Here is a 26,091-nt window from a genome sequence, read left to right as displayed (position 1 = left end):
TAGTCACTATCAGAGAATTGGGATAGTGAGGTCGGTTTGGTTATTGCAATGTTTTAAGGCGCTAAAGTTGCTTAAGCATTCAGCCACCATTGAATTAATAAAACGATATCAGTCTCTACCTCAATACCCGCTGCAGCCCTGAAACATAGGAAGGAAACTGTGAAATCGTGTTGTGGTTGGCACCGGGTATGACGATAACGTCTCTCAGCTGATCGCTAAACTTAGCAACTAACTGCTCGGTTCTTGCTCGTGTGATCACTCGATCCTGTTCTGCAATAAAGATATAGGTTTTAGCCGTAATGTCTTTCACCCTATCTGCGGATTTGTATTTATCTTTGAGCAACCAAGAAACAGGGAACATCCAATAGATATCTTTGACGACGTTTTCGATACTATCAAATGGCGTCACCAATATGAGCTTGTCTACCTGTCTATGAGCAGCGATATGTGTCGCGATACCAGATCCCAGACTTCGACCCATCAATGATATGGAATTATGTTTGCTTTCGACTGACTGAAAAATCTGCATGGCATCGCTATACAATGCCTTTTCCGTCGGTATACCTGAATCATTACCGTAGCCACGGTAAGGAACTAAGTAGATGGTATAGTTTGGGGCCACAGACGTGAACAAGGGAATGTTGGCCTCGATACTTTCTGCGTTGCCACCATAATAGATTAGCGCCTTATCTTGACCATCATTGAGCACCCAACCATGCCGTTGGACACCATCAACAATGAAGCTGGTATTCATCTCACCATAGGCATTGCTGACAGGCTGAGGGAAATACATAAGCCGACGTTGCAAGGAGTAGATAGTCAGCGCAATAAGCAAGTAGCTTACCACCACTGTAATTAGCAAGCTTTTCATTCTTGCCTCCCACAAGACTTGATCTTATGCCGCCAATAGACAAATCCATAAACCACTATATTTATTCCCACTGCAGCCACACCGAGAAAAACCTGAATGTCAGAACTCAATCCAGGCGGATAAATTATGGGAACGACATAGTGCTCAACAAATCCCCCCGGATAACCTTCAACACCTGCAGAAAACCTGAGTTTGTTTTCTAGTGGTGTCAAAGGACAAATCCAGCCATTAACACTTATCGCTACAGCCCATAAGGCTGCCGGAATATGGACATACAACATATGGCGGCGCCAAAGCACTAGCATGCCTCCAAGCAAGGCGAAGACAATAAACAACAGATGAAGTATGACGACTAGATCTGCCAACGTTCGATAAATCATATTTTTTCACCCTTCTCTAGGTCAAAAATAGCTTACCGATACAATTAGTGTTACCTACATATTTAGGGGTTTAAAGTAATGCTCCGATGCACAAACAAGAGTTCAGCTATCAAACCAGAGTTTTTGTAGCGATAAGATTCCAGCACTGTCTGTCTCCAAACCGTGCAGAGAGTTAGCGACATCGTAACTCTCAGAATCGCGCCACAAAGGCACAAACACACCGTTCTGGATCAGCCAATCCTCACAGCGATAAAGCTCATTGAGGAAATCTTGCTCGGTATCACTTGCCAACATCAGTTGATCAACAATAGAGAGAAACGCTTGCTGCTGCTCCGCTGAAAGGCAAGAAGTGAACGCCAAGCTAGTGAGCAACCATTTGTAATAGCCAAACACAGTGTTGTTAGGAAAAACATACCCTCCAACGGCAAAATCAATCCATGTCTGCTTCAAATGCTCTAGAGGGAAGAGCTCAATCTCAGCACCTTGCTGTCTAAGGTGCTCAATCAGTTTTAACCTAGGCTCAGTCTGACCTGAAATACACACTCTCAGTGGTCGAGTAGGCTTACTTTGATTCGGGTGATAAAGAAACACACCTTTGTTTTGATGATAACCAGTGATGGAGTTGGCAATAGGAATGTAGTCACTGGCTTGTTGTCGACAGAACTCTCGCGCTTGGTGAAAAATCCATGCTTTTTCGTCCATCGACAGTTCTGATTGATGATGTTTAAATTCGATCACATCACAGCCTGTTTGCAATGAGATCTTGTCAACACCTCCGCTTGGAGAGGCTGGGCATCGATGATGTACGATATGCCCTTGAACACTGCTATCTGCGTCATCACTCGTCCAAAACTCCGCCCGGTCGATAAAGCCACCGGCTGAGAAGTAATTAGGATTCTTCGCCAATATCCAATGATGTTCCGAGCTGGATTCAAGTGCATAAGGCCCCGTCCCGTAAGGAATCTCCCGCTCTGCGCAGTCTAAATAGATTGGAGCATGAGCCTCGGACAGTAGATGTAGAATCGACTCATGGCGCTGAGACATCTTGATCACCACCCATAACCCTTCGGCCACCACTTCCAGGATATGGCGATAGAGGATTTGGTAGTTGTGCGGCTTACTCACTCGGTCTTCGATACATTTTGCGACGTGCTGAGCAGTTAGCTTTTCACCATTGTGAAAATGAACATCGGGCCTGATTCTTAGCCACAGCTCATTTTCTCTAAACTCGTAGTGGTGTGCTAGATGTGGTCGTATCGCCCCTGTTTCATTGTCGTACTTAAGTAACGTATCGAACATGGCTTCAATGTACAGTCGTGAACTGGATCTATAGGCCCACAATGGATGCATAATAGGAAGAGAATAAGGAACTAAGGTCACTAGGGTGTTCAGGTTTTTTAAGCTTTCCTGTGCCTGCGTCAGCCAACTTGGTAGCTTTTTACGAAACATCTCCTCATAACCAAACAGATCCGCGTACCTTGCCGCTTCACTCAAATGTCCTTTGTGACAATGCTGCTCAAGAACACTCATCAATGCGGACTCAAAACTATCGAGCAAGGTTATCTCTGACTTGTTACCCCGACCTCTACCCGGCTTCCACGAAATCCAACCAATACTCGCTAAGGTTTTCATTAGCTTGGCAATATTTCGCTCAGAACAGCTAAGTTGCTCAGCCAATGTCTGGACATCGGTTGTTGCTGCGATGTTCAGCGAATAATAACGACTCAGCTGCTGCAATCGCTGCAAGTGGATCTGAGTGATAAAAGGTGAACTTTGATTTTCTACCATATCATTATTACTTCCTGTTTATTCAACAATAATAACCAGCAGAGACAGAGAGAGTAGGAGAGATTTTATGGACCCTTTAGGCTATGCACTTTACACATTGAATGGTAAGGACTATTTAGTCAACCCAGAAGTAAAACAACCCGTTAAAGGCAAAGTACCACCCGCTACAACGCATGTTTTATGTGTTTTTTTCATCGGCTTGTTTGTTGGGATGTTGTTTTAAGAGGCTCGAGTTTTGGAAAACCAATACGACAAGCCGACTAATTTAGGTTAGTCGACTTATCTAATGGGGAGAGGTAGCTAAGTGAGGATCTTTCTTTTTCAGTTGTAGTAGACTCAACTAAACAGTGGTTTCGGCAGTAGATATGATACTAACAGCATTAATTGACAATAATCGACTTGAAGATAGGCCCGACCTTGCGGTTGAAAGAGGGTTATCTTTTCATATAAAAACGATGGGACAAGAAATTCTGTTTGATGCGGGTAGCAGTCACGCTTTTTGTGATAATGCCACTTTGTTGGGTATCAATATGGAAGAGGTTGATGCTGCAATTATCTCCCACCGTCATCACGACCACTGTAATGGAATCACTCATTTTCTTGACCGAAACTGCAAAGCACCAGTTTATTTGCGCGAGTGTATGGAGACAGAGTATCGATTCAAAGCGTTTGGTTTTAAAAGCAACGTGGGAATGGATAAAACCTTATTAAACAAAGATAATGACCGATTCTGCTTCATTGATAAAACAACTGAGATACGGCCAAATATTTTTATTATTACCAGCCTGAGTCGTAAGTATGAACAGCCAAAAGGTAATAAATATCTCTTCACAGATTCCGGAGAGGGCTGCCAACCCGACACATTTGACCATGAGTTACTCTTAGTCATCAAAGAAGGTGATGGCCTTATAGTTTTTACCGGCTGTGCTCACAGCGGCGTACTCAATATGATCGACACCGCAATAGAACTGTTTCCAAACACCAGAATTAAAGCTGTTGTTGGTGGGTTCCATTTGGTCGGGTTACCCGTATTCAATAGCATTGGCGGAACAAAGAAAGACATTGAAGAAATCGCTAAAACGATACTCACTTATCCAATAGATAAACTCTATACTGGCCACTGCACTGGTATGAAAGCCTACAAAATACTTAAAGACGTATTAGGTGAGCGTCTTGAACACTTCCCAACCGGGCGCAGGGTAACCATCTAAATATATCAGTCAACCCATTACAGCTTGGTGGAAACTACCCATCTTATCAACCACTGAGGCTTATGCTATTTCAAGTAGTGGGTAACTTTTCAGCGTGTTTAGCAACAAACCAACCCACGGATGCAAATAATTCAAAATGCAAATAGACAGAGCGTTGTACATCGTTAATATAAGGGGCAATTTTCGCTCTAATGGTTATCTATGAATAAAGCCTTTGTAATCCGTGCCCGCGCAGCTTCGACTGACCATAAGGTTTTCGTTGAGGGAGTCGGTGGCGACGCTCATTCCGAAATTCTTGCTCATGTATTGATGAATGCGATTTTCACTGCTCAATCTCATCGAGATGACGTGAAGGTCTATCTGGTCATTGAAAGTACCGCGGACTTTTCGCGCACTCTATGCTTTGAGTCCTCTCAGCTTTCCAACATTGGTGGCTTTCATGAATCGGCGTTAATCGCTTTAATTGCGAAAGCATTGGAGCACTCTGTCGGCATGAAAAAAGAAGAGCTGCGCAATGTGGCAAGCGGCTTAAGTGTCGAAACCATCAGCTTTGAAAAACTGGTTCAGCGCTTGGCAGAAGACTATACGCTCTACTTACTTGATAAAAAGGGCACGGACATTCGTGACGAGCCGTTTGATGGCAATGCTTGTTTTATCCTAACCGACCACATTCCAATGCCGAAAAAGAGTTGGAACAGTCTTAAGCGTTTAGGCACACAAAAGGTCAGCCTTGGGCCTCAAATGCTGTTTGCGTCTCAATGTATCGTACTTATTCATAATGAGTTTGATCGACGCGGGTAACGCAGTTAGTTAGAGTTCATATAGGTGCCAGTTGCCTCTATAACTCGAACTTCATTAAATACAAAAACGGCCGCTAACTAGCGGCCGTTTACAGTGTAAAGGGAAGTTATTTTAGCGTCATTGCCAGTGCAGCGGCAACGTTACGTGAGGTCATCTCGACATTGAATGCCGCTTCTTTAAGCGCAGTCGGCAGATCGGTTGCTCCCAGCACTACGCTGTAGACGGCATCAATGCCGTGTTCATGCACAACGTGGCAATCTTGCGCGATACTTCCCGCAATACCAATCACAGGCAAGTCGTACTGTTTGGCAGTGCGAGCGACACCGATTGGTGTTTTGCCATGAATGGTTTGGCTATCGATACGACCTTCACCAGTAATCACTAAATCCGCATCTTTTACCACTTCGGCCAGATTGACTGCATCCATGACAATGCTGATACCTGGGCGTAGGCTCGCATCAAACAGACCAAGTAGAGCCGCTCCAAGGCCACCCGCAGCACCTGCGCCAGCTTGATCTATCACTTCTTTACCGTTAGTTTGGCGAATCACCTCAGCGTAGTGAGTTAGGTTACTGTCTAGCTGCTCTACCATTTCAGGCGTTGCGCCTTTTTGCGGGCCAAAGATATGAGATGCGCCTTTCGGGCCACACAGTGGATTATCAACATCACACGCCACCTCTAACTTAACATCAGCTAGGCGGCTATCTAGACCAGACAAATCAATGCTAGCAAGCTTCTCAAGCGCTCCGCCCCCATAAGCTAGATCAGCGCCTTGTTCGTCTTGCAAGCGAGCCCCTAACGCTTGGGCCATACCAATACCACCATCATTGGTCGCACTGCCACCAATGCCTACAATGATATGTTTCACCCCAGCATCAAGTGCTGCTTTAATCAGTTCGCCAGTCCCATAGGTCGTCGTTAACAGTGGATTACGCTTCGCTGGTTCAACAAGGTGTAAACCCGATGCCGCGGCCATCTCAATCACGGCTGTAGAGCCATCGCCCAACAAGCCATAGAAACCTTCAACAGGCTGACCTAACGGTCCTGTCACCGTTGCCGTTACAATGCGACCACCCGTTGCATCAACTAATGACTGCACGGTACCTTCACCGCCATCAGCCATTGGCAACTTAACAAACTCTGCGTCTGGCATTACTTTTTTAAAGCCGTTTTCAATCGCAGTCGCCACTTCCATAGCAGTTAAACTTTCTTTGTACGAATCAGGAGCAATTACAATCTTCATTTTCATTCCTTAAACAAATAAACCAAACACACCGAACATCATGGTCGAGACGAAGGCGATCATTAGACCTACCGCAGACTCGTATGGAATCAACTTCAGACGTTCGCGAATATCCATGTGCACCGCACCACCCGTCGCATGGAAGAAGCTGCCATGAGGCATGTGATCAAGAACTGTCGCTCCCGAATGAATCATTGCAGCACCTGCTAAAGCTGGCACTCCGAGTTCTAAAATTGTGCCGCTAAACACACTTGAAGCGACTGCCGTACCCGCCGTTGTTGACGCTGTTGCCAGTGCCATCATTGCACCTGAAATTGGTGCCAGTAAGAATGAAGGCAATCCAGATGCCGTTAATACATCAATCAATCCATCTTTAAGGCCAGAGTTAGCGATAATGCCCGCCAATGTACCTGTACCAAGCAACATCACCGCGACTGGTGCCATACGGCTAAGGCCTGCAACAGCGAAGTGATTGGTATCTGCAAAGCGTCCCATGACTACAGCGCCGATAAGGCCACCTAAAGGAAGCGCAATTAATGGGTCAACGTTAATACCAGCTATCGGGCGCAGTGACAGCAGTGCAATCGCAACCAATGGTGCAACAATCGCTGCCTTAAAAGCGGGTAGGCGCGAGTGATCTACTTCTACCACTTCACACGCATCCACTTTAGAGCCTTTGTTTACAAGCTTTTTCGCGATGAAGTAAGCCAATACTAAACCGCACAAACCAGGAATCACACCTGCCGCCATCACCGATGTCAGTGGAACATTAAACGCATCGGCTGCTGCAATCGCGTTCGGGTTTGGTGACATCACATTACCCGCTTTACCGCCGCCCACCATGGCGAGCAAAATTGCGGTCTTAGAGATATCAGCGCGGCGTGCAATCGCGAGTGCAATTGGTGCCACCGTAATAACAGCTACATCGACAAACACACCAACCGCAGTCAAAATCATCGTCGCGATAGCGAGTGCAAGAAGCGCGCGTGTTTCACCCACTTTTTTCACTATGGTTTCGGCAATCGACGTTGCCGCACCCGACTCAATCAAGACACCCGCTAGTACACCAGCGGCAAGAATACGGAGTACCGCAGTAACGATACCTTGCGCACCACCAATCATCAGTGAAACTGTGTCAGTTAGTGATACACCACCGACCACACCACCAATTAAGGCACCAATAATCATGCCGTATGCAGGCGGCACTTTTTTCAAAATAAGGGCGATGGCGACGACCAAAGCGGTCAACGCACCAAGGGTAGTGACTTCTATCATTTTGTTGTTATTTCCGATTATTTTGTGAACTGCCTGAAGAGTAAGAGCAGAGACAAATAAATTCTTTATGCAAAATGACAGATTTATTATTATCTGAAACGAACGTTTTTGTGCAAAATGACAAAAACCTTCAAATGATCACACACATTTTAGGGCTAAATACAGTTGAACTTTATGGTCTAACTTATTGATTTTTAAACTTGTAACTTCTTCAATCTTTTCTATTCGGTAACGCAGTGTATTGCGGTGAATATGGAGAGCTGCACAGGTTTGAGCCAGATCGCAATCCTGAGCAAAAAATTCCTTTAACGTCTTAACCAGAACATCTTTACTATCGTGTTGCTGCAAAACTTCAATCGGGTGACTTATCTGATTGCGACGCCACTCATCTTGCTTCAAATTATCAATCAGAACCGACAGCTTGTGCTCTTGATAAAATAAGATCGCATCTTTGCTTTCATCGCTACAAGCTAGGGTCGCCTTGGCCGTTTCATAAGAGCGAGATAACCCGGTAAGGCCGGGGAAATACTCTCCCATGGCGATTTTGACCGTAAAGTCCGCCTCTTGAGCGATCCGCTTAAGCAGGCGTTTAACCCGCTTTTTCTCTTCAGCTTTACTCCATGTATTGTCGACTAAGGTCACTGGCTTGAGCACGACAACTTCGTTTTGAGAGACAGACACAATACCTACAATGTTGTCTCGCTCTGGGTACTCCAACAGGTGCACCAGCTTCTGCAACTGCTCTAACGTCAAAGGTTGACCTTGCTTAGGTATCACCTTAACTGTTGCAGCGATCCTTGGCTGAGCTAAATCCAAATCTAATCGTTCTGCTATCGATAGCAGCTGGGTTTCATTTAAGGTAGAACCCTGTATTAGCTGCAGCAGTAGCTCTTCTCTATGACGTTTATTCCACTGAATCTGAGCCATTAAATCAGCTTGCTCAACGATGAGTTCAGCGGTCATCTTAACCAGTTCGCCATAGCGTCTGACCTCTTCAGGCTGCCCTGAAATACCGACTACACCAATCACACTATCTTGATGCAAAATAGGCAAGTTAATCCCTTCTTTTACACCAATCAGAGTACTGGCAACCGTATGATTAATTTCAACTGTTCGGTTGTCATGTATCGCCAATAAGGCGCCTTCATGGGTTCGGTGCAATCGCGCTGGATCGCTTGAGCCGATAATTATCCCGTTCTCATCCATCACATTGACAGGAAACTGGATAATTTTTGTCGCGCGCTCAACGATTTGTCTCGCGATTAACGTATTTAACTGCATCTCTTTACTCGTACTCGAAGCCTTACTCTTCCTAGGGCTAACATAGCACAACTCCCCCGCGCTTTTATTGCGCCAACAGTGCCTGCAGCTGAGTAACCAAGAAAAAATCCCGATGTAAGCACGCGAGGTGCCTGCTAAGACGAGGCCCGAACGAGCCTCTACCTGTTGCCTTACAACGGGAACGCGTACAAAAGGAGACGAAAAACTACGCGATTTAAGTAATATCAACCCGACTGATTTCCCCCACAACGGCTAGTCAGCAAGATTGATATATAGATACCAATCACCACCAATTGCTTGTCATGATTGGTATGGGATAGCGAGGGAGAGGAATCCTTGCTATCCCAGACGGAAACTAGAGGCAGTAGACCCTAATCTCGAATCGAATGTCCTGAGCGCTTCTCAATCGCTTTAATCAGCGCTGAGTGGTCCCAGTCCTGTCCGCCTTGAGCCGCACACTCTTCAAACAACTCTTGTGCGTTTTGCGTATTAGGCAGTGCAACTTCTAGCTCTTTGGCACCCGTTAGCGCTAGATCTAAGTCCTTCTGGTGCAACGAGATTCTGAAGCCAGGATCAAACGTGCCTTCAATCATACGCTCGCCGTGGACTTCTAAAATCTTAGAGCTTGCAAACCCACCGAGCAGCGCTTGGCGCACACGTGCTGGATCAGCGCCCGCTTTTGAAGCAAACACAAGCGCTTCAGAAACCGCTTCAATGTTAAGTGCCACAATAATCTGGTTGGCGACCTTACAAGTTTGACCGGCACCGTTTTCACCGACTAGGGTGATGTTTTTACCCATCACCTCAAACAGAGGGCGAGCTTTATCAAACGCTTCTTGCGCGCCGCCTACCATGATGCTTAGCGTAGCGTTAACCGCACCGACTTCTCCACCAGACACTGGTGCGTCTAGGTACTGTGCACCACTTTCATTGATGCGCGCAGCAATCGCTTTGGTTGCCATTGGTGAGATTGAGCTCATGTCGATCACAAGCTTACCTTCAGCACCCCCCGCATTCAGGCCTGCTTCAACACCTTTCTCGCCAAATAGCACATCTTCCACTTGTGGTGTATTCGGCACCATAAGGATAATAACGTCTGCTGCTTCAGCGGCTGCTTGCGCAGAGTTAACAACTTGAGCTCCTGCATCCACCAAGTCTTTTGGCGCTGGGTTAAAGTGATCAGATAGCACAATGTCATAACCGGCTTTTTGCAAGTTCGCTGCCATTGGGCGGCCCATAATACCTGTACCAATAAATGCAATTTTCATATTCTGTTCTCCGTAACGTTAGCCCACCCTTTGGCGGGCACAGACCGCACTTAGCGGTATAGGTTGATCCAATCTAAGCCTTCAGTGGTGGTGGTTTTCGGCTTGTACTCGCAGCCAACCCACCCTTGATAACCAAGCTCATCAAGATGTTTCAAGACGAATGGGTAGTTAATCTCCCCAGTACCCGGTTCATGTCTGCCTGGGTTGTCGGCTAACTGCACATGGGCAATTTGGTCGATGTTGGCACTCATGGTTGGCGCTAGGTCCCCTTCCATGATTTGCATGTGGTAGATGTCGTACTGAATGAACAGGTTGTCACTACCCACTTCTTTAATCACCGCTTTCGCCTGCTCAGTGGTGTTGAGGAAGAATCCCGGGATGTCACGCGTATTGATGGCTTCAATCACTAAGCGAATGCCAGCCTCTTTTAGAGCCTGCGCGGCATAACGTAGGTTGATAACAAACGCCGCGTGCGCATCATGTTGGCTTACCCCTTGTGGAACGATCCCTGCGAGGCAGTTGATTTGGGTATTACCCAATACTTTGGCGTATTCAATGGCCTTGGCGACGCCTGCTTGGAACTCTTCAATTCGGTTTGGGTCCACCGCGATACCGCGCTCGCCCGCCTCCCAATCGCCGGCAGGAAGGTTGAACAGCACTTGGGTAAGTTGGTTTTCATCCAATTTCTCCTTGATTTGAGCGGCTCCTAAGGCGTAAGGAAATAAATATTCTACGCCACTAAAACCCGCCTTTGCTGCGGCCTCAAAGCGATCTTCGAAGTCCAATTCGGTAAACAACATGGATAAATTTGCTGCAAACTTTGCCATTTTGATTTCCTTATTCTGTTAGCTGTTATTGATTAACGCCGTTGGTGCGTCGTCAGCGCTTTCTGCCAAGGCTTCGAACTCATTGATTGAGTCAATCTCGACGCCCATCGCAATGTTGGTTACACGCTCTAGAATCACTTCAACCACAACAGGCACCTTGTGCTTGTTCATTAACTCTTTCGCTTGAGCAAACGCCTCTTGCATCTGCTCTGGGTCAGTCACTCGAATCGCTTTACAACCTAAGCCTTCAACAACCGTCACATGGTCAACACCGTAGCCTTTGAGCTCTGGTGCGTTCTGGTTCTCAAACGCCAACTGAACACAATAATCAATGTCGAACTGACGCTGCGCTTGGCGAATCAGACCAAGGTAAGAGTTGTTTACCAAAACATGGATATATGGCAGGTTAAACTGCGCGCCAACGGCCAGCTCTTCAATCATGAATTGGAAGTCGTAGTCACCGGAGATAGCAACAATATCGCGATTAGGATCCGCGGCACGTACACCAAGAGCGGCAGGTGTCGTCCAACCCAGCGGGCCAGCTTGACCACAGTTAATCCAATGACGTGGCTTATACACGTGTAGGAACTGCGCTGCCGCAATTTGAGAAAGACCAATCGTGCTGACATAACAAGTATCACGACCAAACGCTTTATTCATCTCTTCATAAACACGCATTGGTTTAATCGGTGCGTCGGTATAGTGAGTTTTACGTAACATCGTCGCTTTACGCTGCTGACATTCGCCAACCCACGCGCTGCGGTTTGGTAATTTACCTGCGTCACGCCATTCACGCGCCACTTCCACCAGCAGTTCAAGTGCTGCTTTGGCATCAGAAACAATGCCAAGATCCGGACAGAACACACGCCCAATTTGAGTCGGCTCTATATCAACGTGAACGAACTTACGCCCTTTGGTATACACATCCAAAGACCCGGTGTGGCGGTTAGCAAATCGGTTACCGATACCAAACACAAAATCAGACTCAAGCAGAGTTGCGTTGCCGTAACGATGTGCCGTTTGCAGACCAACCATACCTGCCATCAGTTCATGGTCGTCTGCGATGGAGCCCCAACCCATCAGAGTTGGAATCACTGGAACACCTGTAATTTCGGCGAATTGTTGCAGCAACGTTTCAGCTCCCGCATTAATAACACCACCACCAGAAACGATCACTGGGTTAGCAGACTCACACATCATTTCGATGGCTTTTTCTACCTGAGCACGTGTTGCTTTTGGTTGGTATGCCTCTAACGGTTCATAAGTATCAATATCGAACTCGATTTCCGTCAGCTGAACATCTAATGGTAAGTCAATCAGTACCGGGCCAGGTCTGCCTGAGCGCATTAGATGAAACGCCTGCTGGAATGCACGTGGCACCTGTGCTGGCTCTAGTACGGTTGTCGCCCACTTAGTGACGGGTTTGGCAATAGATTCGATATCTACTGCTTGGAAATCTTCTTTATGCAGGCGAGCTCGTGGCGCTTGCCCTGTAATACAAAGGATTGGAATTGAGTCCGCTGATGCAGAATACAATCCGGTGATCATATCTGTGCCTGCTGGACCCGATGTGCCGATACACACACCAATGTTACCTTGATTGGTACGCGTATAACCTTCTGCCATATGCGAAGCACCTTCCACATGGCGAGCAAGTACGTGATCAATACCACCGAGCTTTTTCATTGCCGCGTACATTGGGTTAATCGCTGCGCCAGGAACACCGAAGGCAATATCTACACCTTCCTTTTTAAGTACTTCTACCGCCGCCTCAATTGCCTTCATCTTTGCCATGCGAACCTCCATTTCGATTGTATACAATTCAAAGATACTTTGTGTACTATGAATCATATTCAGAATTTGGCAACCCCTAAATGCAACATTTTTTCAACATAGAGCCATTGCTCGAAGCGAACACTAACCCCGAAAACCCTAGAAATCATTGCTTTATATAAAATATCTTTACATAAAAATATTTTTCCAACAGAGTAAATGAAAAATAAATGTTAAATACCCTTTGATTGTTTACATGAATTGAAATATAAGTATTCGTGCAACATGATTTTTGTACACAAAATCATTCGATATTGTTTAAAGGAGACGAACAATGAGTCTGAACGATGTAGCAGAAAGAGAAGAAACCGCCTGTCTGCGCGTAGTCGGTAACATGGACAACCCTGAATACCAAACCATCCTTAACAAAGAAGCGCTCTCATTCTTAACCAAGCTAGTTAAGAAGTTTGCTCCACGTCGAGATGCGCTACTCGCTGCTCGCGAAGAGCAACAAAAGCGCTTTGATGCTGGCGAACTACCAAATTTCCGTGCGGATACACAATCTATTCGTGATAACAAGAGCTGGAAAGTCGCCACTCCGCCACCTGAACTGTTAGACCGTCGAGTAGAAATAACCGGCCCGATTGATCGCAAAATGGTGATCAACGCACTGAATTCAGGTGCTAAGGTCTTTATGTGTTGTTTTGAAGACGCCTCTTCCCCTACTTGGGAGAACATGGTTCAAGGGCAGATCAACTTGCGCGATGCCAATGCCCGCACGATCAGTTATCACGATGAAGCAAAAAACAAACATTATCAGCTCAGTGATGACCCAGCCCTACTGATTGCCCGTCCGCGAGGCCTGCACCTGCCGGAGCAATCGATCCAATTTGACGATAAACCCATTCCTGGTTGCTTGATGGATTTCGCGCTCTACTTCTACCACAACTACCTATCACGAGCAGAGCAAGGACTTGGGGTTTACTACTACATTCCTAAGCTAGAAAGCATGGAAGAATCACAATGGTGGGATGACGTTTTCTCCTTCACCGAAGATTACTTTGGTGTCGAGCGAGGCACGATTCGTGCGACCGTTCTTATTGAAACGCTACCTGCCGTATTCCAAATGGACGAAATGCTTTACGCCATGCGTGACCATATCGTCGCAATGAACTGCGGCCGCTGGGATTACATCTTCAGTTACATCAAGACCCTCAAAAACCACACCGACCGCATTCTTCCAGACCGACACGTGGTTGGGATGGATAAAGAATTCCTTAATGCCTACAGCCAACTGTTAGTACGTACTTGTCATCAGCGTGGCGCCTTGGCAATGGGCGGTATGTCAGCTTTCATCCCAGCCAAAGATCCTGCAGAGATGGAGCGAGTGACCGCCAAAGTGATCGAGGATAAAGAACGTGAATCTCGCAATGGCCACGACGGAACTTGGGTTGCACACCCGGCGCTCGTCGATTTGGCAATGTCTGTATTCGATAAGAATCTTGGCGGAAAGCCAAACCAACTCGATTTTGTCAGCCCAACACATGAAATTGGCGCAGATCTGCTGCTAAAACCGTGTGAAGGGACACGCGATGAAGCAGGTGTTCGCAAGAATATCCGTATTGCGCTTTATTACATCGAGGCTTGGATTCAAGGCCATGGCTGCGTGCCGATCTATGGCTTAATGGAAGATGCCGCAACCGCAGAGATCTCGCGCGCAAATATCTGGCAATGGATTCATCACTCAGTCGAACTTGATGATGGGCAAACCTTTACTAAAGAGCTTTTCCACCAATGGCTGTATCAAGAGCTCAACACTATCAAACAGGAAGTGGGCGATGCTCGATTCGCAGCTGGCCGCTTTGAACAAACCGCTGACCTTTTCTTCGAGCTGTCAACAGCGAAAGAGTTCGCCACCTTCCTGACCTTACCAAGCTATCAGCTTCTTAACGGGGCTGCGTAATACCAACCTAGTTCGTCTATTCGAGCTAGGGCGGTAGAACATTAACAGGAGATAACATGGGAAGTTTAACTCTAGATCAAGCACTCTCCGTCATTGACGGTACCTTTCAGGCAGGTTCAAAGAGCAAAAGCGCACCGCTCACGGTCGCCGTTCTCGACAGTGGAGGGAAACTCATCTCTCTACAACGCCAAGATGGTTCTAGTATGATGCGACCAGATATCGCGATTGCTAAAGCTTGGGGCGCACTAGCGCTCGGGTGTTCTTCGCGAAAGCTCGCTCAGGATGCCGACAATCGACCTGCATTTATCTCCGCTGTTAATGTTCTCGCACACGGTAATATGGTTCCCGTCCCAGGCGGATTGCTCATTCGCGATGCCGAGAAAAACATTCTTGGTGCAGTCGGGGTCAGTGGTGATCTCTCTGATATCGATGAAAGCTGCGCACTCGGGGGAATTGATCACGCCCAGCTTTATTGTGATGACGCCGTCTCTTAGCGCTGACTAACAAAGCAAAACAAAACGCCCTCAGTTGCACACGCAAATGAGGGCGTTTTTCTATTTCGTCTTTTCGAGGAGATTACTCGTATTGAGTGAGCCAACCTTTCAAGATGGTGTTCATCTGTTTCTTCTGATTAGCATTAATGCCTTTAACCAACTTTTCCTGTACTGCGGCGTGCTCTTCAATAATTTTGTCGATCAGCACATAACCATCTTGGCTCAGCTCAACCGTCACGCTGCGGCGGTCTTCTTTACTGTGCTCGCGGCTGATCAAACCTTTAGACTCAAGCTTATCTAATCGGTTCGTCATCGCGCCAGATGTCAGCATCATAGAATCAATCAGCTCTGAAGGGGTAAGGCGAAAAGGTTTACCACTACGACGCAAAGTCGCCAACACGTCGAACTCCCCAAGTTTCAAGTCATAGCGCTTATGTAGCTGAGCCACTTCTGTCTCCATATACTTGGCAATACGCATCAATCGACCCATTATCGCCATAGGTTCAGTTTCTAGCTCTGGCTTTTCCTTAGCCCACTGGTCTACTACTCTATCAATAGCGTCCATGAATATTTGTCTCCAGTAACAAAATGCTGTTTTGAATATCTTAACATAAAGATACTTTACAAACAGCGTTTTTAGGCGTACATTCCTCACAAAAGTATCTTAACGTAAAGATAGTTGTTATGAATATATTACTTGCCATGATTCCGGCGTTCTTTTGGGGAACCACTTATGCCGTCACGCAATACACACTTGCGGACTGGCCTCCCCTATTACTGGGTGCGATCCGTGCACTGCCAGCCGGACTTCTGTTGTTGGCATTTAAGCCAAGCCTGCCGAAAAAAGGCGACTGGCAGATTTTGTTTAGCTTAGGTTTGATCAATATTGCGACCTTCTTCGGGCTAATCTTTGTCATGGCGCTGACGTTGCCTTCTGCCATTTCTGGTGTTGGCATGATTTCAGTGCCTGTATTTGCGATGCTCTACAACTGGTTGATCAACAAACATCGCCCAGGCTTGATTCAGTCGGTATGTGGTGCCACCTTGATCGTGCTCGCCTGGATGCTGTTTGACCCAAGTTCAATTAGCCTAAATCCGATTGGTTTGGGGGCTATGCTCGCAGCGATCATGTGTATTGTGGTTGGCAGCTCGATCACTAAATCACTCGGAAACCGTATGCACTGGTGGACAGTCTTAACCTGGCAGCTCATCCTCGGTGGTTTGATTCTGTCTATCGCCGCAGGTGTTCAAGGGGCGATGGAACCAGCAAAATACGCCGCGATTTTCGATAACTTCTCAATGACCAATCTGTCTGGTTTGTTATGGGTTGTCGGGCTTAACACGGCACTAGGGTACGGCATGTATGTGTGGCTATTGCAACGTATGTCTGTGGTCGACTTTACCTTTGGGGGTATAGCCAATCCGATCGCGGGGATCGTGTCTGGACTTATCTTGCTCGGTGAATCCTTTACCCCATTCCAGTACAGCTTGATGATCGGCATGATTGTGATGTCTTTGTTACCTCAAGCGATACTCGCCATAAGACAAAACAGGCCATCACCTGCTGAGTGCCAAAGCTAATAGGCACAAATTATTGCTCAAATAGCCGCGCCACTAAGCGCGGCTTTTTACTTTTTAAAACGGTTCCCGCGTGATTGCTATACTGACTAAGCTCATTTAAGAAAGGTGGAAGCAATGTGCGGAAGACTCAATGTCATCGACGATCCCTTGTGTAATATCGTCTGTGAACAGCTTGGCTTAAATTTTTATACTCATAGCAACAACGATTTGCGTCCGACAGAGAAGGTGGCTTGTTTAGCCAGTGATGGCAGCAAGCTACAGCAGCGCAACCTCGCTTGGGGCATTAAGCCTGACTGGGCAAAGCGAGTTATCATTAACGCCCAAGCAGAAACTGTTTCACAGAAACCCACCTTTGCCAGTTCGTTTCAGTTCAGTCGAGTGATTGTCCCATGCAGTGGCTGGTATGAGTGGCGTGAGGAACAAGGACGAAAAGTGAAATATCTATTTGAGCAGCCAAACAAAGGAGCTCTGTACATGGCAGCTATCACACTTGAAAACAACTCAAAAGTGGTCACACTCACCACGAAACCCAATCCGCAATGCGCTCAATATCATCACCGCATGCCGCTACTGATTGACGCAAACCATGTTCCTAACTGGGTTACAGGAACCGTAGAGCAAGCTCACTCTTTATTGAATGTTGAATACAATCAAACATTAAGAATAAGCTAGCCCAACAGGTTAACAGGTTAACAGGACTTAGAAAATCGGCTTTTGCTTGTCTTTCACGTAGAAAAACAGACTGATAGCAACAAACAAAAACGTAAAGTAGTAGAAGAATGAAGAAAGAGACGCAATAAAGTCGATGTGTTGCTCTATCTGCTCTTGGCTATAGTTTTTAGACAGCAATTTGTAATAGTAAGCGTACAAAATACCAATCATCCCATAGCCGAGGTTAAACATTAGCCCTTTAAAGCTCAGTACTGTGGCTCGGTTGTGTGATTCGGTGTTTTTGTTGAGGTGGTAACTAATAAAGATATTCATCGTCATGATGATGAAGATTAATAGCAACGCCGGAATCACCCCGTAAATAGACCAACCTAAGCTAATCCAGTAATAAGTCGCCATCGTCGCGATGCCCATGATGGCAATAAACCTTCTCGGAGCGATGCTTTCCGCCAACTTTCGACTTTGCCCAGCTAACACAATTTGCAGCAAGCTTATCCCTGCGCCAATCAACCCAAAGTAGATGATGGGGATATCGATCGCTCGATAGTACTGGCTGTTCATGGTTAAAAACATCCGTGAAGTGTGCTCAAACAGGCTGTAATAAAGCAGAATAAACAGAACATAGGGTGTGGAGATCACCCACTTACCCGTGTTCAGGGTGAGCTTAAGACTTGCCATGGTCGTTGCCAACTTACCGCTGTCACTTGGCAATGATGTCTTCTCTTCTCTCATGCTAAATGCAGCGTACATGGCGATAAGAGCTACAAACAAGGTCGCATAAACAGGGATACGCATTATATCCTGAGTCGTTTCTGGCGCTGAGAGCCCCAGTAGATGATAAACATGAGTCATAAAGTTAACATCGTACATAGCAGCACCCACCAAGGTCACAACTATGCCGACACTTGAAGCGATACGTAACTGAATCTGCAACACTCGCGGCCAGAGATCTTCTTTGCCTTGCTCTTTAAGCGTGTCATAAGCCAGTGCTTCATCGGCACCACTGGCTAATGCCATAGCCAAACCGCTCAAGACCCGGTTTACCAAAAATACCATGAATACTAAGGTGGGGTTGCCAGTCGGAACAAAGGCGATCATGGCGATTTCTATAAACATGACAATTGAGGACAGCACCACCAGCTTTTTACGCCCTAGAGTATCGGCAAATGCACCCGATGGTACTTCTGCTAGAACGATGGTTGCCGCCCAAACTACATTGAGCATGGCAAACTGAGAAAGGGTCAAACCATAGTCTAAGTAGAGTAAAGTGAAGACTGGATAGTAAAAGCGCGCAAAGTAGCTGCTTCGAAACATTAAGAAGCAGCGAACATTGCGGATTTGAAGGATTTGTTTGAGAGTCATTAAATACTCAGCAGATTGAATAACATAAGATTATGTATATACCCTTTTTTAATAGGACTCTAGAATCTTTACTAAGTTGACCAAATCAAGCGATAAACAGATTCCATTATTAGACAACCTCCCGACTTAAGCTTTTACACTGTAAAACAGCTACATTCCGTAACGGAATGGTTTTCCGATAGTCACCATATCGCGATGAATAGGAGCAAGCGCTTGAGCATAGTGGGCAAGCAATGACAAGGTATATTGACTACGTTGGTGCATCTCATCATCGTGTAGTTGGTGATTTTGGGTCATCAGCGTTTCGATATTGCGAAACATCAGATGATCAGGCAAAAAACAGGCATGGTTGTTTTTGCTGCCAGTCATACGTAATTCACTTATCGGATAGACACCATTCACACTGGCAGAAACACTCACTAGCAATACAGGCTTGTGCGCTAGCTCTTCATCAGTTGTTAACAGCAAGAAATTCTTAATTGCAGGTGTCGCCATTCCATGCCACTCAGGCGAGATAAGAATCACAGCATCAGATTGCCTTAACATTTCTGCAATAGGGGGCCATTGCTGCCACTCTTCGGATTGCTGCCAAACACCTTCATTCCAGAGCGGCAAATTAAGCTGATGTAAATCCAAGATATTGATAGTTTCAAAGTGCTTTTCAGATAATGATTCTAAATAGCGAGCGACGTTTAAGCTCTGCGAATTGTCACGCTGGCTGCCAGATACGATAGTAAGATTCATATTAGTTTCCTTCTAGTGATCGAACGGTTGGAGTTTGATTAGATAGAGTCGATTTGCCTGAAGAGCGATGGCTTGCAAGTACAATAGAGACTAAAACCAGTAATGCTCCAAACAACTGAAATACCGACAAATGCTGGTCGAGAACGATATAACCCAAGATACAAGCAGAGACACTGCTTAAAAAACCGAGAAATGAGACCGTAGTGGTAGGCAGCTGATCAATGCCTCTAAACCACAGAAAATACCCAACTACGGCTCCGATAACACTCAGGTATAAGTAACCCAGAGCGTTCATTAGCGTTAGTTGATGAGGTACCCCCTCAAACCATATAGCAACTGGGAGCAGCATTAATCCACCAAACAGGAGCTGCCAACCCGTAAAATTCAGCACAGACATACCTGTAGGTTTGCCCCATTTTTTAGTCAAAACGACCCCACTCGCCATGCTTAATGTTCCAACATTCGCGACAATGAGACCGACTAAATCTAACTTCGCGGTACTATTTAGGACCAGTAAAGCGATTCCAAAGATGCCCACTACTGAGGCGATTAGCTGTATTGCAGACACCTTTACACTGAGTAACCACCAACTCAGCAATATCACGACAACAGGTTGAATAGACATCACCATAGCGGCCATACCACCCGGTAAGTAGGTCGCTGCAAAAAATAGGCAATAAAAGAACAGCCCAATGTTCAAAAAGCCGAGTACCCCAAGTCGAGCAAGCCACACTGAGCTGGGTAGCGTTTTACCAAACAATACGAGCAACAAACCTGCCGGTAGGGCTCTAATCGTTGCAGCGAGCAAAGGGCTTTCCGCTGGCAGTAACTCTGTCGTCACTATGTAAGTACTTCCCCATACGATAGGGGCGAATGCCGTCAATACTATGGTTTTAATCTGATGCAAATCCTTCACTAGAGTCTCTCCATATAACCTTTATAAAAAGTATCTTTCGCAAAAGATACTTTTTATAAAGTAATGGCAACTTAACTTTTAATCAAGTATCTTTTTAAAAAGATATTTAGATGAGAGATAAAAATGCCATCAGATAGTGTCGATTTAATTTTGGCTCAATGGAAACAAGCAAGACCCGATTTAAACTGCTCGTCGATGGGAGTTGTTGGCCGCTTGCGTCGCACAAGCAATCTGTGGAAGTCGAAGATGGACAGCGTGTTTAAGCAACATGGACTAAGCAGCATTGAGTTCGACATCTTAGCAACAATGCGCCGTAGCGATGCCCATGGCATTACCCCAACAGAGTTATATAAAACTCTTATGCTGTCTTCTGGGGCAGTGAGCACTCGGATAGAACATTTGGTTAAGCAAGAACTTGTGGAGAGAGTTTTCAGTGAACATGACAGACGCAGCTGTAAGGTGATTCTAACCAATAAAGGCATTGAACTTGTCGATAACGCCCTGAACGATCACGTCGACAATATGAACAATATGCTTAGCGCTCTAAACCCAGATGAACAAGATCAACTTGCCAATCTACTACGCAAAGTACTGCTATCTGAAGGTAAACAATAGCTACCCCAAAATCGATTTCCGACGAACTCACAGCAGAAACATAGAAGACATTCATTTTCTATTTAATCAATAACATGAACCCACTGAAAAGCGGTTCTTGTTTGCCGAAACTGTATGTAAACATTAGTTGTTCTCGAAATACGATAACTAAGAAACCAACTTTATTATTGGCATATGCCAACAATAAGTCGTTATAGTGCTCTAAATTTCAACCAATTTTGGAGCTAGCATGATCTACGCAATTCCTTGTATTAACAACGTGGTAAGTAATCACTTCTCTCGCTGCCAGCAAATCGCCATCATTGATTCCATCACGCGGCAAACACAGTACCTCTCTATCTCTAAGGATGAATCTTGTTGTAGTGCCAAGAAAAAGTGGCAACAAGTTATCGCTGGTTACAAAGTAGACATTGTTGTAGTGAGAAACATTGGCCAAAATATGCTCAAAGGGCTGTTTCAATCTAAAGTTAAAGTGTTAGCCACAAAAGCGAAGCAAGATGTGCACAACATCAATTTTTCCGAGCTGATTGCAGTAGAGAGTTTGGATTACGGTCGAATATCACCAAAGAAAAAAGCTTGCGGCAAAAACAACGCTACTCTCGCTTTCGCACGGTCGCAACCAAACTGGCGCTCAATCCGGAGGATTAGACGATGACGTTACTACTTACAGTACTTATTTTCGTTTGCTTTATAGCCTTAATGGCGATCGGGGTGATGTTCTCTCGCCGACCAATTCAAGGCAGTTGCGGTGGTTTATCGAAACTAAACATCACTAGGGAGTGCGACTGCAAAGATGCGTGTGAAGGGACAAAGCGCTCGCTTTATCAAATCAAAGAGCCTGAGTAGCTCAAGCCTATTGAAGTTTTAGGGCATGACCTTGGATGATGCTACTAGCAACCTTTTGCCTAGCGCGTTTGATGATGTTTCCAAACGTTTGGCGCGACACCTGCATTTGCACAGCGGCATCAATCTGATTCAGTCCTTCTTGATCGGCAAGTTTCAGTGCTTCTAATTCATCCGGCAACAGCTCAACAATCTGCAACTCATCCATAGTCACACCATTGGGTTTGTAAAAAGCATGAGCTGCATGAGTGCAAATGTGACGATGTTTCTTAGGACGGGCCATGATCAAGTTCCAACACCAATTCAATGATGCTTCAAAGTTGCTTAGCCTGTAATTGTAACAACCTAACCAATTCGAAACCATGTGAATCCAAAGGTTGCATTTATCACACCTCTTCTTTAGGGTAAAAGCATGACATATTTGTTTAGCTACACCTCTCCAGTTTGTTGCTACTGTAATCGCTTCGATATACGGCGGCTTTCGTGTAGCTATTAGTTAGCAAAAATCTATACCTAATCACAGGCCGCTGATGTTCTCATCCGCGGCCTTTTTGTATTTGAAGGAACAATCTATGACCTCAGCGACCCTTTCGTTATTTGACACTATGGCTCGTGAACAAAGACCATTTAAGTCCATTGATAGCAATACCGTAGGCCTTTATGCTTGTGGTCCAACCGTATATGACTACGCTCACGCGGGTAACTTACGTACCTACCTTTTTGTCGATACCTTAAGACGCGTGTTGTCACTCAATGGGTATCAAGTAAATCACGTTATGAATATCACAGACGTTGGCCATCTGACTTCAGATGCCGACACTGGCGAAGACAAAATGGAGAAAGGCGCTAGAAAACAAAATAAGTCTGCCTGGGAAATAGCGAAATATTTTGAGCAAGCTTTCCTAACGGACTTAAAGCAGCTCAATATCTTGACCCCAACCACCATCTGCCGAGCAACAGAGCATATCCAAGAGCAAATAGACTTCATCACTGAACTTGAAGAGAAAGGCTTCACCTACCAGACCCGTGATGGAGTCTATTTTGACACCAGTAAATTAACTGAATATGGTCGACTCGCACGTTTGGATACATCAGGTTTAGAGGCCGGAATTAGGGTCAACATGGCTGATAAAAAACTGGCGACAGACTTCGCATTGTGGAAACTTTCTGGCGAGCAGGCAAGGCAAATGGAATGGCCTAGCCCTTGGGGTGTTGGATTTCCTGGCTGGCACATCGAGTGTTCCGCAATGGCGGAAAAATACCTAGGAGAGCAATTCGACATTCATGTCGGCGGCGAGGATCATATTCCTATCCATCACACTAACGAGATCGCGCAGTGCCAAGCAAAAAACGGACGCATACAAGCAAACTATTGGCTTCACGGTTTTTTTCTACAACTTAACAAAGAGAAAATTTCTAAATCTGGCACTTCTTTGCGCCTAGAAGCGTTACTCGAGCGCGGATTTGAGCCCTTAGCCTATCGCTACCTAACATTAACGAGTCACTATAGAAGCCATCTAAGCTTTACTTGGGAGAGTTTACAAGGAGCGCAAACAGCACTAAAACGACTGAGAAACAAGGTGGCTAAGCTAGCAGATAACGGGCAGTTGATAGAGGAATATAAGCTGCGTTTTATCCAGCTCATCAATCAAGATCTAAATATGCCAAAGGCTCTCGCTTTGTTATGGGATGTATTAGACAGCGCCTACCCTAGCCAAGATATAAAAGCTACTGTGTTGTTTTTCGATAAGATATTCGGCCTGAATATTGACCATATTGAAGAGGTTGTAGTACCCGACGAGGTCATAAAGCTTGCCGAAGAGAGGCTGGTACTGAAGCAACAAAAACGCTTTGCGGATGCCGATAAGATCCGAGAACAAATCACAGCACTTGGATACCATGTTGCCGATAAAGGCGACAAGTTCGAATTTACTCCGCTGTAATAACATCACTGACGCGCAGAAAGGCTCAATTGCTTTCTGCGCTCTAGATCTTTAACTCGATAAGTTACGCAGTTTTGGATCGTCGGTTAGGTATTCAACAAACTCAATCTCAAATCCTGCGGGATCAACGAAGTAGACATTTTTACGGTAAGGTTCTTCAGCGCCCGGCTTAGCGATAGGATAACCCGCTTCAACCAATCGGCCGATCACCGCATCAATGTTATTGGTGACATAGGCAAAGTGGGCTAGTCCTACCTGATGGCCTGCCAGTTCTCGATTGTTTCCTTCACCGTGGTCACTCATTGCAATATATTGGTACTCATCGCCGAAATGTAGCCAGTTTCTCGGCTTGCCACTCCACTCTCCTTGTCCTTCATCTCGCACCGACCAATGTGGAAATGCCGCTTTATAGAACTTCAACATCTCAGGGATGTCCTTAACCACTAAATTCACATGCTCTAGTTGAATCATTGCTTTCTCCTTATCAATTCCTAGTCAACAAGAAGCATGCTAAAACCTCAACCAAGGTTGAGGTAAAGAACTTTTTTAGATTTTTATTGGTGAAGGTTTTCAGGCATCAATACTCAGGATTGTTCGATAGGTTTAATCACTCGACACGGGTTACCTGCTGCGACAACGTTAGCTGGAATGTCTTTGGTCACGACACTCCCCGCTCCAACCACGCTGTTTTCACCGATAGTGACGCCAGGGCAGACTATCACGCCACCGCCAAGCCAAACATTGTTGCCAATAGTAATCGGTGTACCAAACTCGACGCCCTCTTCAACACGACCTTTTACGTCGAGCGGGTGACCTGCTGTATAGATTTGTACGTTAGGGGCAAAGAGGACGTTATCACCGATATGAACTTCAGCCACATCCAACACCACGCAGTTGAAATTAGCGTAGAAGTTTTTGCCGAGTTTTATGTTCGAACCATAGTCACATCGAAATGGAGGTTCTAGGTAAGCGTCTTTAGAATCAGGGATTAGAGTATCAATCGCGCTGCGCCACTCTTCGGTATCTGGAATACTATTGTTGAGGTTTTGCAGAACTTTACGACATTCAATTCGTTCGTTGTAGAGCTCTTTGTCCCACGCATCATATGGCTCGCCAGCGAGCATTTTCTCTTTTTCGCTTCTCATATCACTTATCAGTCAATCTTAAAATTACCATCGAAATATCGCATACCAATGTCAGCTTATAAAAAGATTAAATTACTAACTTAACGCAGCGTGTGGTAGGTCACTTTTTGCGTCATACCGACGTAAACAAATGGTTGTAAGTAATTACTCACTGTTATGTTTTCACTTGTTGTGATTCGCTTTTGATAATAACAACTCGTAGAAACATTGGGCGGCTGGGCCAGTTTTCGCTCCCTTAGGAAGGGTAATATGCAGCGGGACTTGATACTTTTCATTGTGCTCGACTTTAAGCACCTTAAGCTGGCCGGTGTTTCTTAACTTGATGATGTGCTCTGGCAAGCGGCAAAAACCGACACCTTGCTCCACCGCTCGAAATGCATGATCAAAATTGTCGACGGTTATCCGCTGATTCGCTTTTAACCAACCGACATTTTGCTCTTTGTTCTCAAGCTGAGTAGCCCCCAGATCGCGAATGACAACTTGGCAATGAGTGGCAAAATCCGCCATACAAACCTGACTTTGACTTGCGAGTGGGTGCTTACTTGAGACAACGGGCAACATACTCGTCATCGAAAAAGCTTGAGCCGGGTAATTGGTCACCGGCAAAGTAATAATCGCAATATCCGCTTGCTCGCTGGTCACCATTTCTGCCGTTTTAGATAAAGACGTCTCTACTACTTGAATCGAGGTGGTACTGTTTTGACTAAGATACTCTGCCATCGGTTGATAGAGCAGGCTCGGGTCGCATAGGTGATCCATCGCGACTGTAATCTCTGACTCGACACCCGCTGAGATTTGTTGGCTTAAGTCTTCCAACTCTCTTGCCTGTTCAAGCATACTGCTCGCTCTTCTAAGCAGTGAACGGCCATGCTCTGTGACTGTGGCACGTCTGCCCTTAACCTCCACCAGCTCAACGCCCAGTTGATCTTCAAGCTTTTTGATCGAGTAAATCAAGGTTGTATGGCTTTTGTTTAAAGCCGAAGCCGCGGCTTGAATACTGCCCGCCCGATCCACTTCTTTCAGCGTAACCCATTGCTCAAGGGTACTTTTCAGTCTCATCGCATGACCTGTCAATTTTTTAGACATTTATACACAACA

Annotated in this window: 28 protein-coding genes; 11 read left to right on the top strand and 17 right to left on the bottom strand. The window is 45.7% G+C overall.

The genetic code is table 11. The features are described 5' to 3' along the window. Window positions 1-115 precede the first annotated feature (115 nt). The 3 genes from AC5O63_RS04875 to AC5O63_RS04865 form a co-directional block, all read right to left on the bottom strand. On the bottom strand, window positions 116-871 hold the full coding sequence (locus AC5O63_RS04875) for an alpha/beta hydrolase (RefSeq protein ID WP_494504111.1): 756 nt from the start codon (window positions 869-871) through the stop codon (window positions 116-118). Beyond that, on the bottom strand, window positions 868-1,251 hold the full coding sequence (locus tag AC5O63_RS04870) for a DUF2784 domain-containing protein (RefSeq protein ID WP_494504110.1): 384 nt from the start codon (window positions 1,249-1,251) through the stop codon (window positions 868-870). The genes AC5O63_RS04875 and AC5O63_RS04870 overlap by 4 nt, the downstream gene beginning before the upstream one ends. A 102-nt stretch (window positions 1,252-1,353) precedes the next feature. Then, window positions 1,354-3,039 (bottom strand): SgrR family transcriptional regulator, encoded by a 1,686-nt coding sequence (locus AC5O63_RS04865; RefSeq protein ID WP_494504109.1) that lies wholly within the window; start codon window positions 3,037-3,039, stop codon window positions 1,354-1,356. A 67-nt stretch (window positions 3,040-3,106) separates the two neighbouring features. On the opposite strand from AC5O63_RS04865, the gene AC5O63_RS04860 reads away from it, so the two are divergent. The 3 genes from AC5O63_RS04860 (at window position 3,107) to trmY (ending at window position 5,051) form a co-directional block, all read left to right on the top strand. Further along, the gene (locus tag AC5O63_RS04860; RefSeq protein ID WP_494504108.1) at window positions 3,107-3,262 is read left to right on the top strand and encodes a hypothetical protein; all 156 of its coding nucleotides are present in this window, start codon (window positions 3,107-3,109) and stop codon (window positions 3,260-3,262) included. Window positions 3,263-3,404: 142 nt separating this feature from the next. Continuing rightward, on the top strand, window positions 3,405-4,250 hold the full coding sequence (locus tag AC5O63_RS04855; RefSeq protein WP_494504107.1) for an MBL fold metallo-hydrolase: 846 nt from the start codon (window positions 3,405-3,407) through the stop codon (window positions 4,248-4,250). A 201-nt stretch (window positions 4,251-4,451) separates the two neighbouring features. After that, the gene (gene trmY, locus AC5O63_RS04850) at window positions 4,452-5,051 is read left to right on the top strand and encodes a tRNA (pseudouridine(54)-N(1))-methyltransferase TrmY (protein WP_425667488.1); all 600 of its coding nucleotides are present in this window, start codon (window positions 4,452-4,454) and stop codon (window positions 5,049-5,051) included. A 106-nt stretch (window positions 5,052-5,157) separates the two neighbouring features. On the opposite strand, the gene AC5O63_RS04845 is transcribed toward trmY, so the two are convergent. The 6 genes from AC5O63_RS04845 to gcl all read right to left on the bottom strand — a co-directional run bounded on the left by AC5O63_RS04845 (window position 5,158) and on the right by gcl (window position 12,739). Continuing rightward, the gene (locus tag AC5O63_RS04845) at window positions 5,158-6,294 is read right to left on the bottom strand and encodes a glycerate kinase (protein WP_494504106.1); all 1,137 of its coding nucleotides are present in this window, start codon (window positions 6,292-6,294) and stop codon (window positions 5,158-5,160) included. 9 nt (window positions 6,295-6,303) lie between these two features. Then, window positions 6,304-7,569 carry a GntP family permease gene (locus AC5O63_RS04840; protein WP_004412799.1) on the bottom strand — a complete coding sequence of 422 codons (1,266 nt, stop codon included), beginning with the start codon at window positions 7,567-7,569 and terminating at the stop codon, window positions 6,304-6,306. A 138-nt stretch (window positions 7,570-7,707) separates the two neighbouring features. Next, the gene (locus tag AC5O63_RS04835; RefSeq protein ID WP_038197483.1) at window positions 7,708-8,850 is read right to left on the bottom strand and encodes a sugar diacid recognition domain-containing protein; all 1,143 of its coding nucleotides are present in this window, start codon (window positions 8,848-8,850) and stop codon (window positions 7,708-7,710) included. A 371-nt stretch (window positions 8,851-9,221) separates the two neighbouring features. Next, window positions 9,222-10,118, bottom strand: coding sequence for a 2-hydroxy-3-oxopropionate reductase (locus AC5O63_RS04830; protein ID WP_004747383.1), 897 nt, complete (start codon window positions 10,116-10,118; stop codon window positions 9,222-9,224). A 50-nt stretch (window positions 10,119-10,168) separates the two neighbouring features. Beyond that, complete coding sequence (gene hyi / locus AC5O63_RS04825) at window positions 10,169-10,945, bottom strand: hydroxypyruvate isomerase (RefSeq protein ID WP_494504105.1); 777 nt, start codon at window positions 10,943-10,945, stop codon at window positions 10,169-10,171. A gap of 18 nt (window positions 10,946-10,963) precedes the next feature. After that, the gene (gcl, locus tag AC5O63_RS04820) at window positions 10,964-12,739 is read right to left on the bottom strand and encodes a glyoxylate carboligase (RefSeq protein ID WP_494504104.1); all 1,776 of its coding nucleotides are present in this window, start codon (window positions 12,737-12,739) and stop codon (window positions 10,964-10,966) included. A 313-nt stretch (window positions 12,740-13,052) separates the two neighbouring features. Between gcl and aceB the strand changes: the two genes are divergently transcribed. Continuing rightward, window positions 13,053-14,681: a malate synthase A gene (gene aceB / locus AC5O63_RS04815; protein WP_367937405.1), complete on the top strand. Its 1,629-nt coding sequence runs from the start codon at window positions 13,053-13,055 to the stop codon at window positions 14,679-14,681. 56 nt (window positions 14,682-14,737) lie between these two features. Next, on the top strand, window positions 14,738-15,175 hold the full coding sequence (locus tag AC5O63_RS04810) for a GlcG/HbpS family heme-binding protein (RefSeq protein WP_004747389.1): 438 nt from the start codon (window positions 14,738-14,740) through the stop codon (window positions 15,173-15,175). A gap of 82 nt (window positions 15,176-15,257) precedes the next feature. Here AC5O63_RS04810 and AC5O63_RS04805 read toward each other — a convergent pair whose 3' ends face one another. Beyond that, a complete protein-coding gene (locus tag AC5O63_RS04805; protein ID WP_171320329.1) occupies window positions 15,258-15,740 on the bottom strand; it encodes a MarR family winged helix-turn-helix transcriptional regulator in 483 nt (160 codons plus the stop codon). A 119-nt stretch (window positions 15,741-15,859) separates the two neighbouring features. Between AC5O63_RS04805 and AC5O63_RS04800 the strand changes: the two genes are divergently transcribed. Together AC5O63_RS04800 and AC5O63_RS04795 are read left to right on the top strand one after the other, a co-directional pair. Next, window positions 15,860-16,756 (top strand): DMT family transporter, encoded by an 897-nt coding sequence (locus tag AC5O63_RS04800; RefSeq protein WP_494504103.1) that lies wholly within the window; start codon window positions 15,860-15,862, stop codon window positions 16,754-16,756. Between the two features lie 114 nt (window positions 16,757-16,870). Further along, window positions 16,871-17,428 carry an SOS response-associated peptidase gene (locus AC5O63_RS04795; RefSeq protein ID WP_494504102.1) on the top strand — a complete coding sequence of 186 codons (558 nt, stop codon included), beginning with the start codon at window positions 16,871-16,873 and terminating at the stop codon, window positions 17,426-17,428. A gap of 27 nt (window positions 17,429-17,455) precedes the next feature. On the opposite strand, the gene AC5O63_RS04790 is transcribed toward AC5O63_RS04795, so the two are convergent. From AC5O63_RS04790 to AC5O63_RS04780, 3 genes are all read right to left on the bottom strand, one after another. Continuing rightward, the gene (locus AC5O63_RS04790; protein ID WP_494504101.1) at window positions 17,456-18,787 is read right to left on the bottom strand and encodes an MFS transporter; all 1,332 of its coding nucleotides are present in this window, start codon (window positions 18,785-18,787) and stop codon (window positions 17,456-17,458) included. A gap of 150 nt (window positions 18,788-18,937) precedes the next feature. Beyond that, window positions 18,938-19,531 carry an NADPH-dependent FMN reductase gene (locus AC5O63_RS04785; RefSeq protein WP_494504100.1) on the bottom strand — a complete coding sequence of 198 codons (594 nt, stop codon included), beginning with the start codon at window positions 19,529-19,531 and terminating at the stop codon, window positions 18,938-18,940. Between the two features lies 1 nt (window position 19,532). Beyond that, window positions 19,533-20,447: an EamA family transporter gene (locus AC5O63_RS04780; RefSeq protein WP_494504099.1), complete on the bottom strand. Its 915-nt coding sequence runs from the start codon at window positions 20,445-20,447 to the stop codon at window positions 19,533-19,535. Window positions 20,448-20,570: 123 nt separating this feature from the next. Here AC5O63_RS04780 and AC5O63_RS04775 point away from each other — a divergent pair, with 123 nt between their 5' ends. From AC5O63_RS04775 to nqrM, 3 genes are all read left to right on the top strand, one after another. Further along, window positions 20,571-21,062 carry a MarR family winged helix-turn-helix transcriptional regulator gene (locus AC5O63_RS04775; RefSeq protein ID WP_038197476.1) on the top strand — a complete coding sequence of 164 codons (492 nt, stop codon included), beginning with the start codon at window positions 20,571-20,573 and terminating at the stop codon, window positions 21,060-21,062. 229 nt (window positions 21,063-21,291) lie between these two features. Further along, window positions 21,292-21,717, top strand: coding sequence for a NifB/NifX family molybdenum-iron cluster-binding protein (locus AC5O63_RS04770; RefSeq protein WP_494504098.1), 426 nt, complete (start codon window positions 21,292-21,294; stop codon window positions 21,715-21,717). Then, window positions 21,714-21,908 carry a (Na+)-NQR maturation NqrM gene (gene nqrM, locus AC5O63_RS04765; protein ID WP_494504097.1) on the top strand — a complete coding sequence of 65 codons (195 nt, stop codon included), beginning with the start codon at window positions 21,714-21,716 and terminating at the stop codon, window positions 21,906-21,908. The genes AC5O63_RS04770 and nqrM overlap by 4 nt, the downstream gene beginning before the upstream one ends. A gap of 7 nt (window positions 21,909-21,915) precedes the next feature. On the opposite strand, the gene AC5O63_RS04760 is transcribed toward nqrM, so the two are convergent. Beyond that, a complete protein-coding gene (locus AC5O63_RS04760; protein WP_004749376.1) occupies window positions 21,916-22,188 on the bottom strand; it encodes a DUF134 domain-containing protein in 273 nt (90 codons plus the stop codon). A 289-nt stretch (window positions 22,189-22,477) separates the two neighbouring features. Between AC5O63_RS04760 and cysS the strand changes: the two genes are divergently transcribed. Continuing rightward, a complete protein-coding gene (gene cysS, locus AC5O63_RS04755) occupies window positions 22,478-23,848 on the top strand; it encodes a cysteine--tRNA ligase (RefSeq protein WP_494504096.1) in 1,371 nt (456 codons plus the stop codon). A 51-nt stretch (window positions 23,849-23,899) separates the two neighbouring features. Here cysS and AC5O63_RS04750 read toward each other — a convergent pair whose 3' ends face one another. The 3 genes from AC5O63_RS04750 to AC5O63_RS04740 form a co-directional block, all read right to left on the bottom strand. Further along, window positions 23,900-24,319, bottom strand: a complete 420-nt coding sequence (locus AC5O63_RS04750; protein ID WP_494504095.1) for a VOC family protein — start codon at window positions 24,317-24,319, stop codon at window positions 23,900-23,902. Window positions 24,320-24,432: 113 nt separating this feature from the next. Then, window positions 24,433-24,993, bottom strand: a complete 561-nt coding sequence (locus AC5O63_RS04745; RefSeq protein WP_494504094.1) for a sugar O-acetyltransferase — start codon at window positions 24,991-24,993, stop codon at window positions 24,433-24,435. Window positions 24,994-25,155: 162 nt separating this feature from the next. Further along, window positions 25,156-26,052 carry a LysR family transcriptional regulator gene (locus AC5O63_RS04740; RefSeq protein ID WP_494504572.1) on the bottom strand — a complete coding sequence of 299 codons (897 nt, stop codon included), beginning with the start codon at window positions 26,050-26,052 and terminating at the stop codon, window positions 25,156-25,158. Window positions 26,053-26,091 lie beyond the last annotated feature (39 nt).

The organism is Vibrio sp. SCP2 (assembly GCF_059295395.1).
This window is presented reverse-complemented; position numbering and strand designations above follow the sequence as displayed.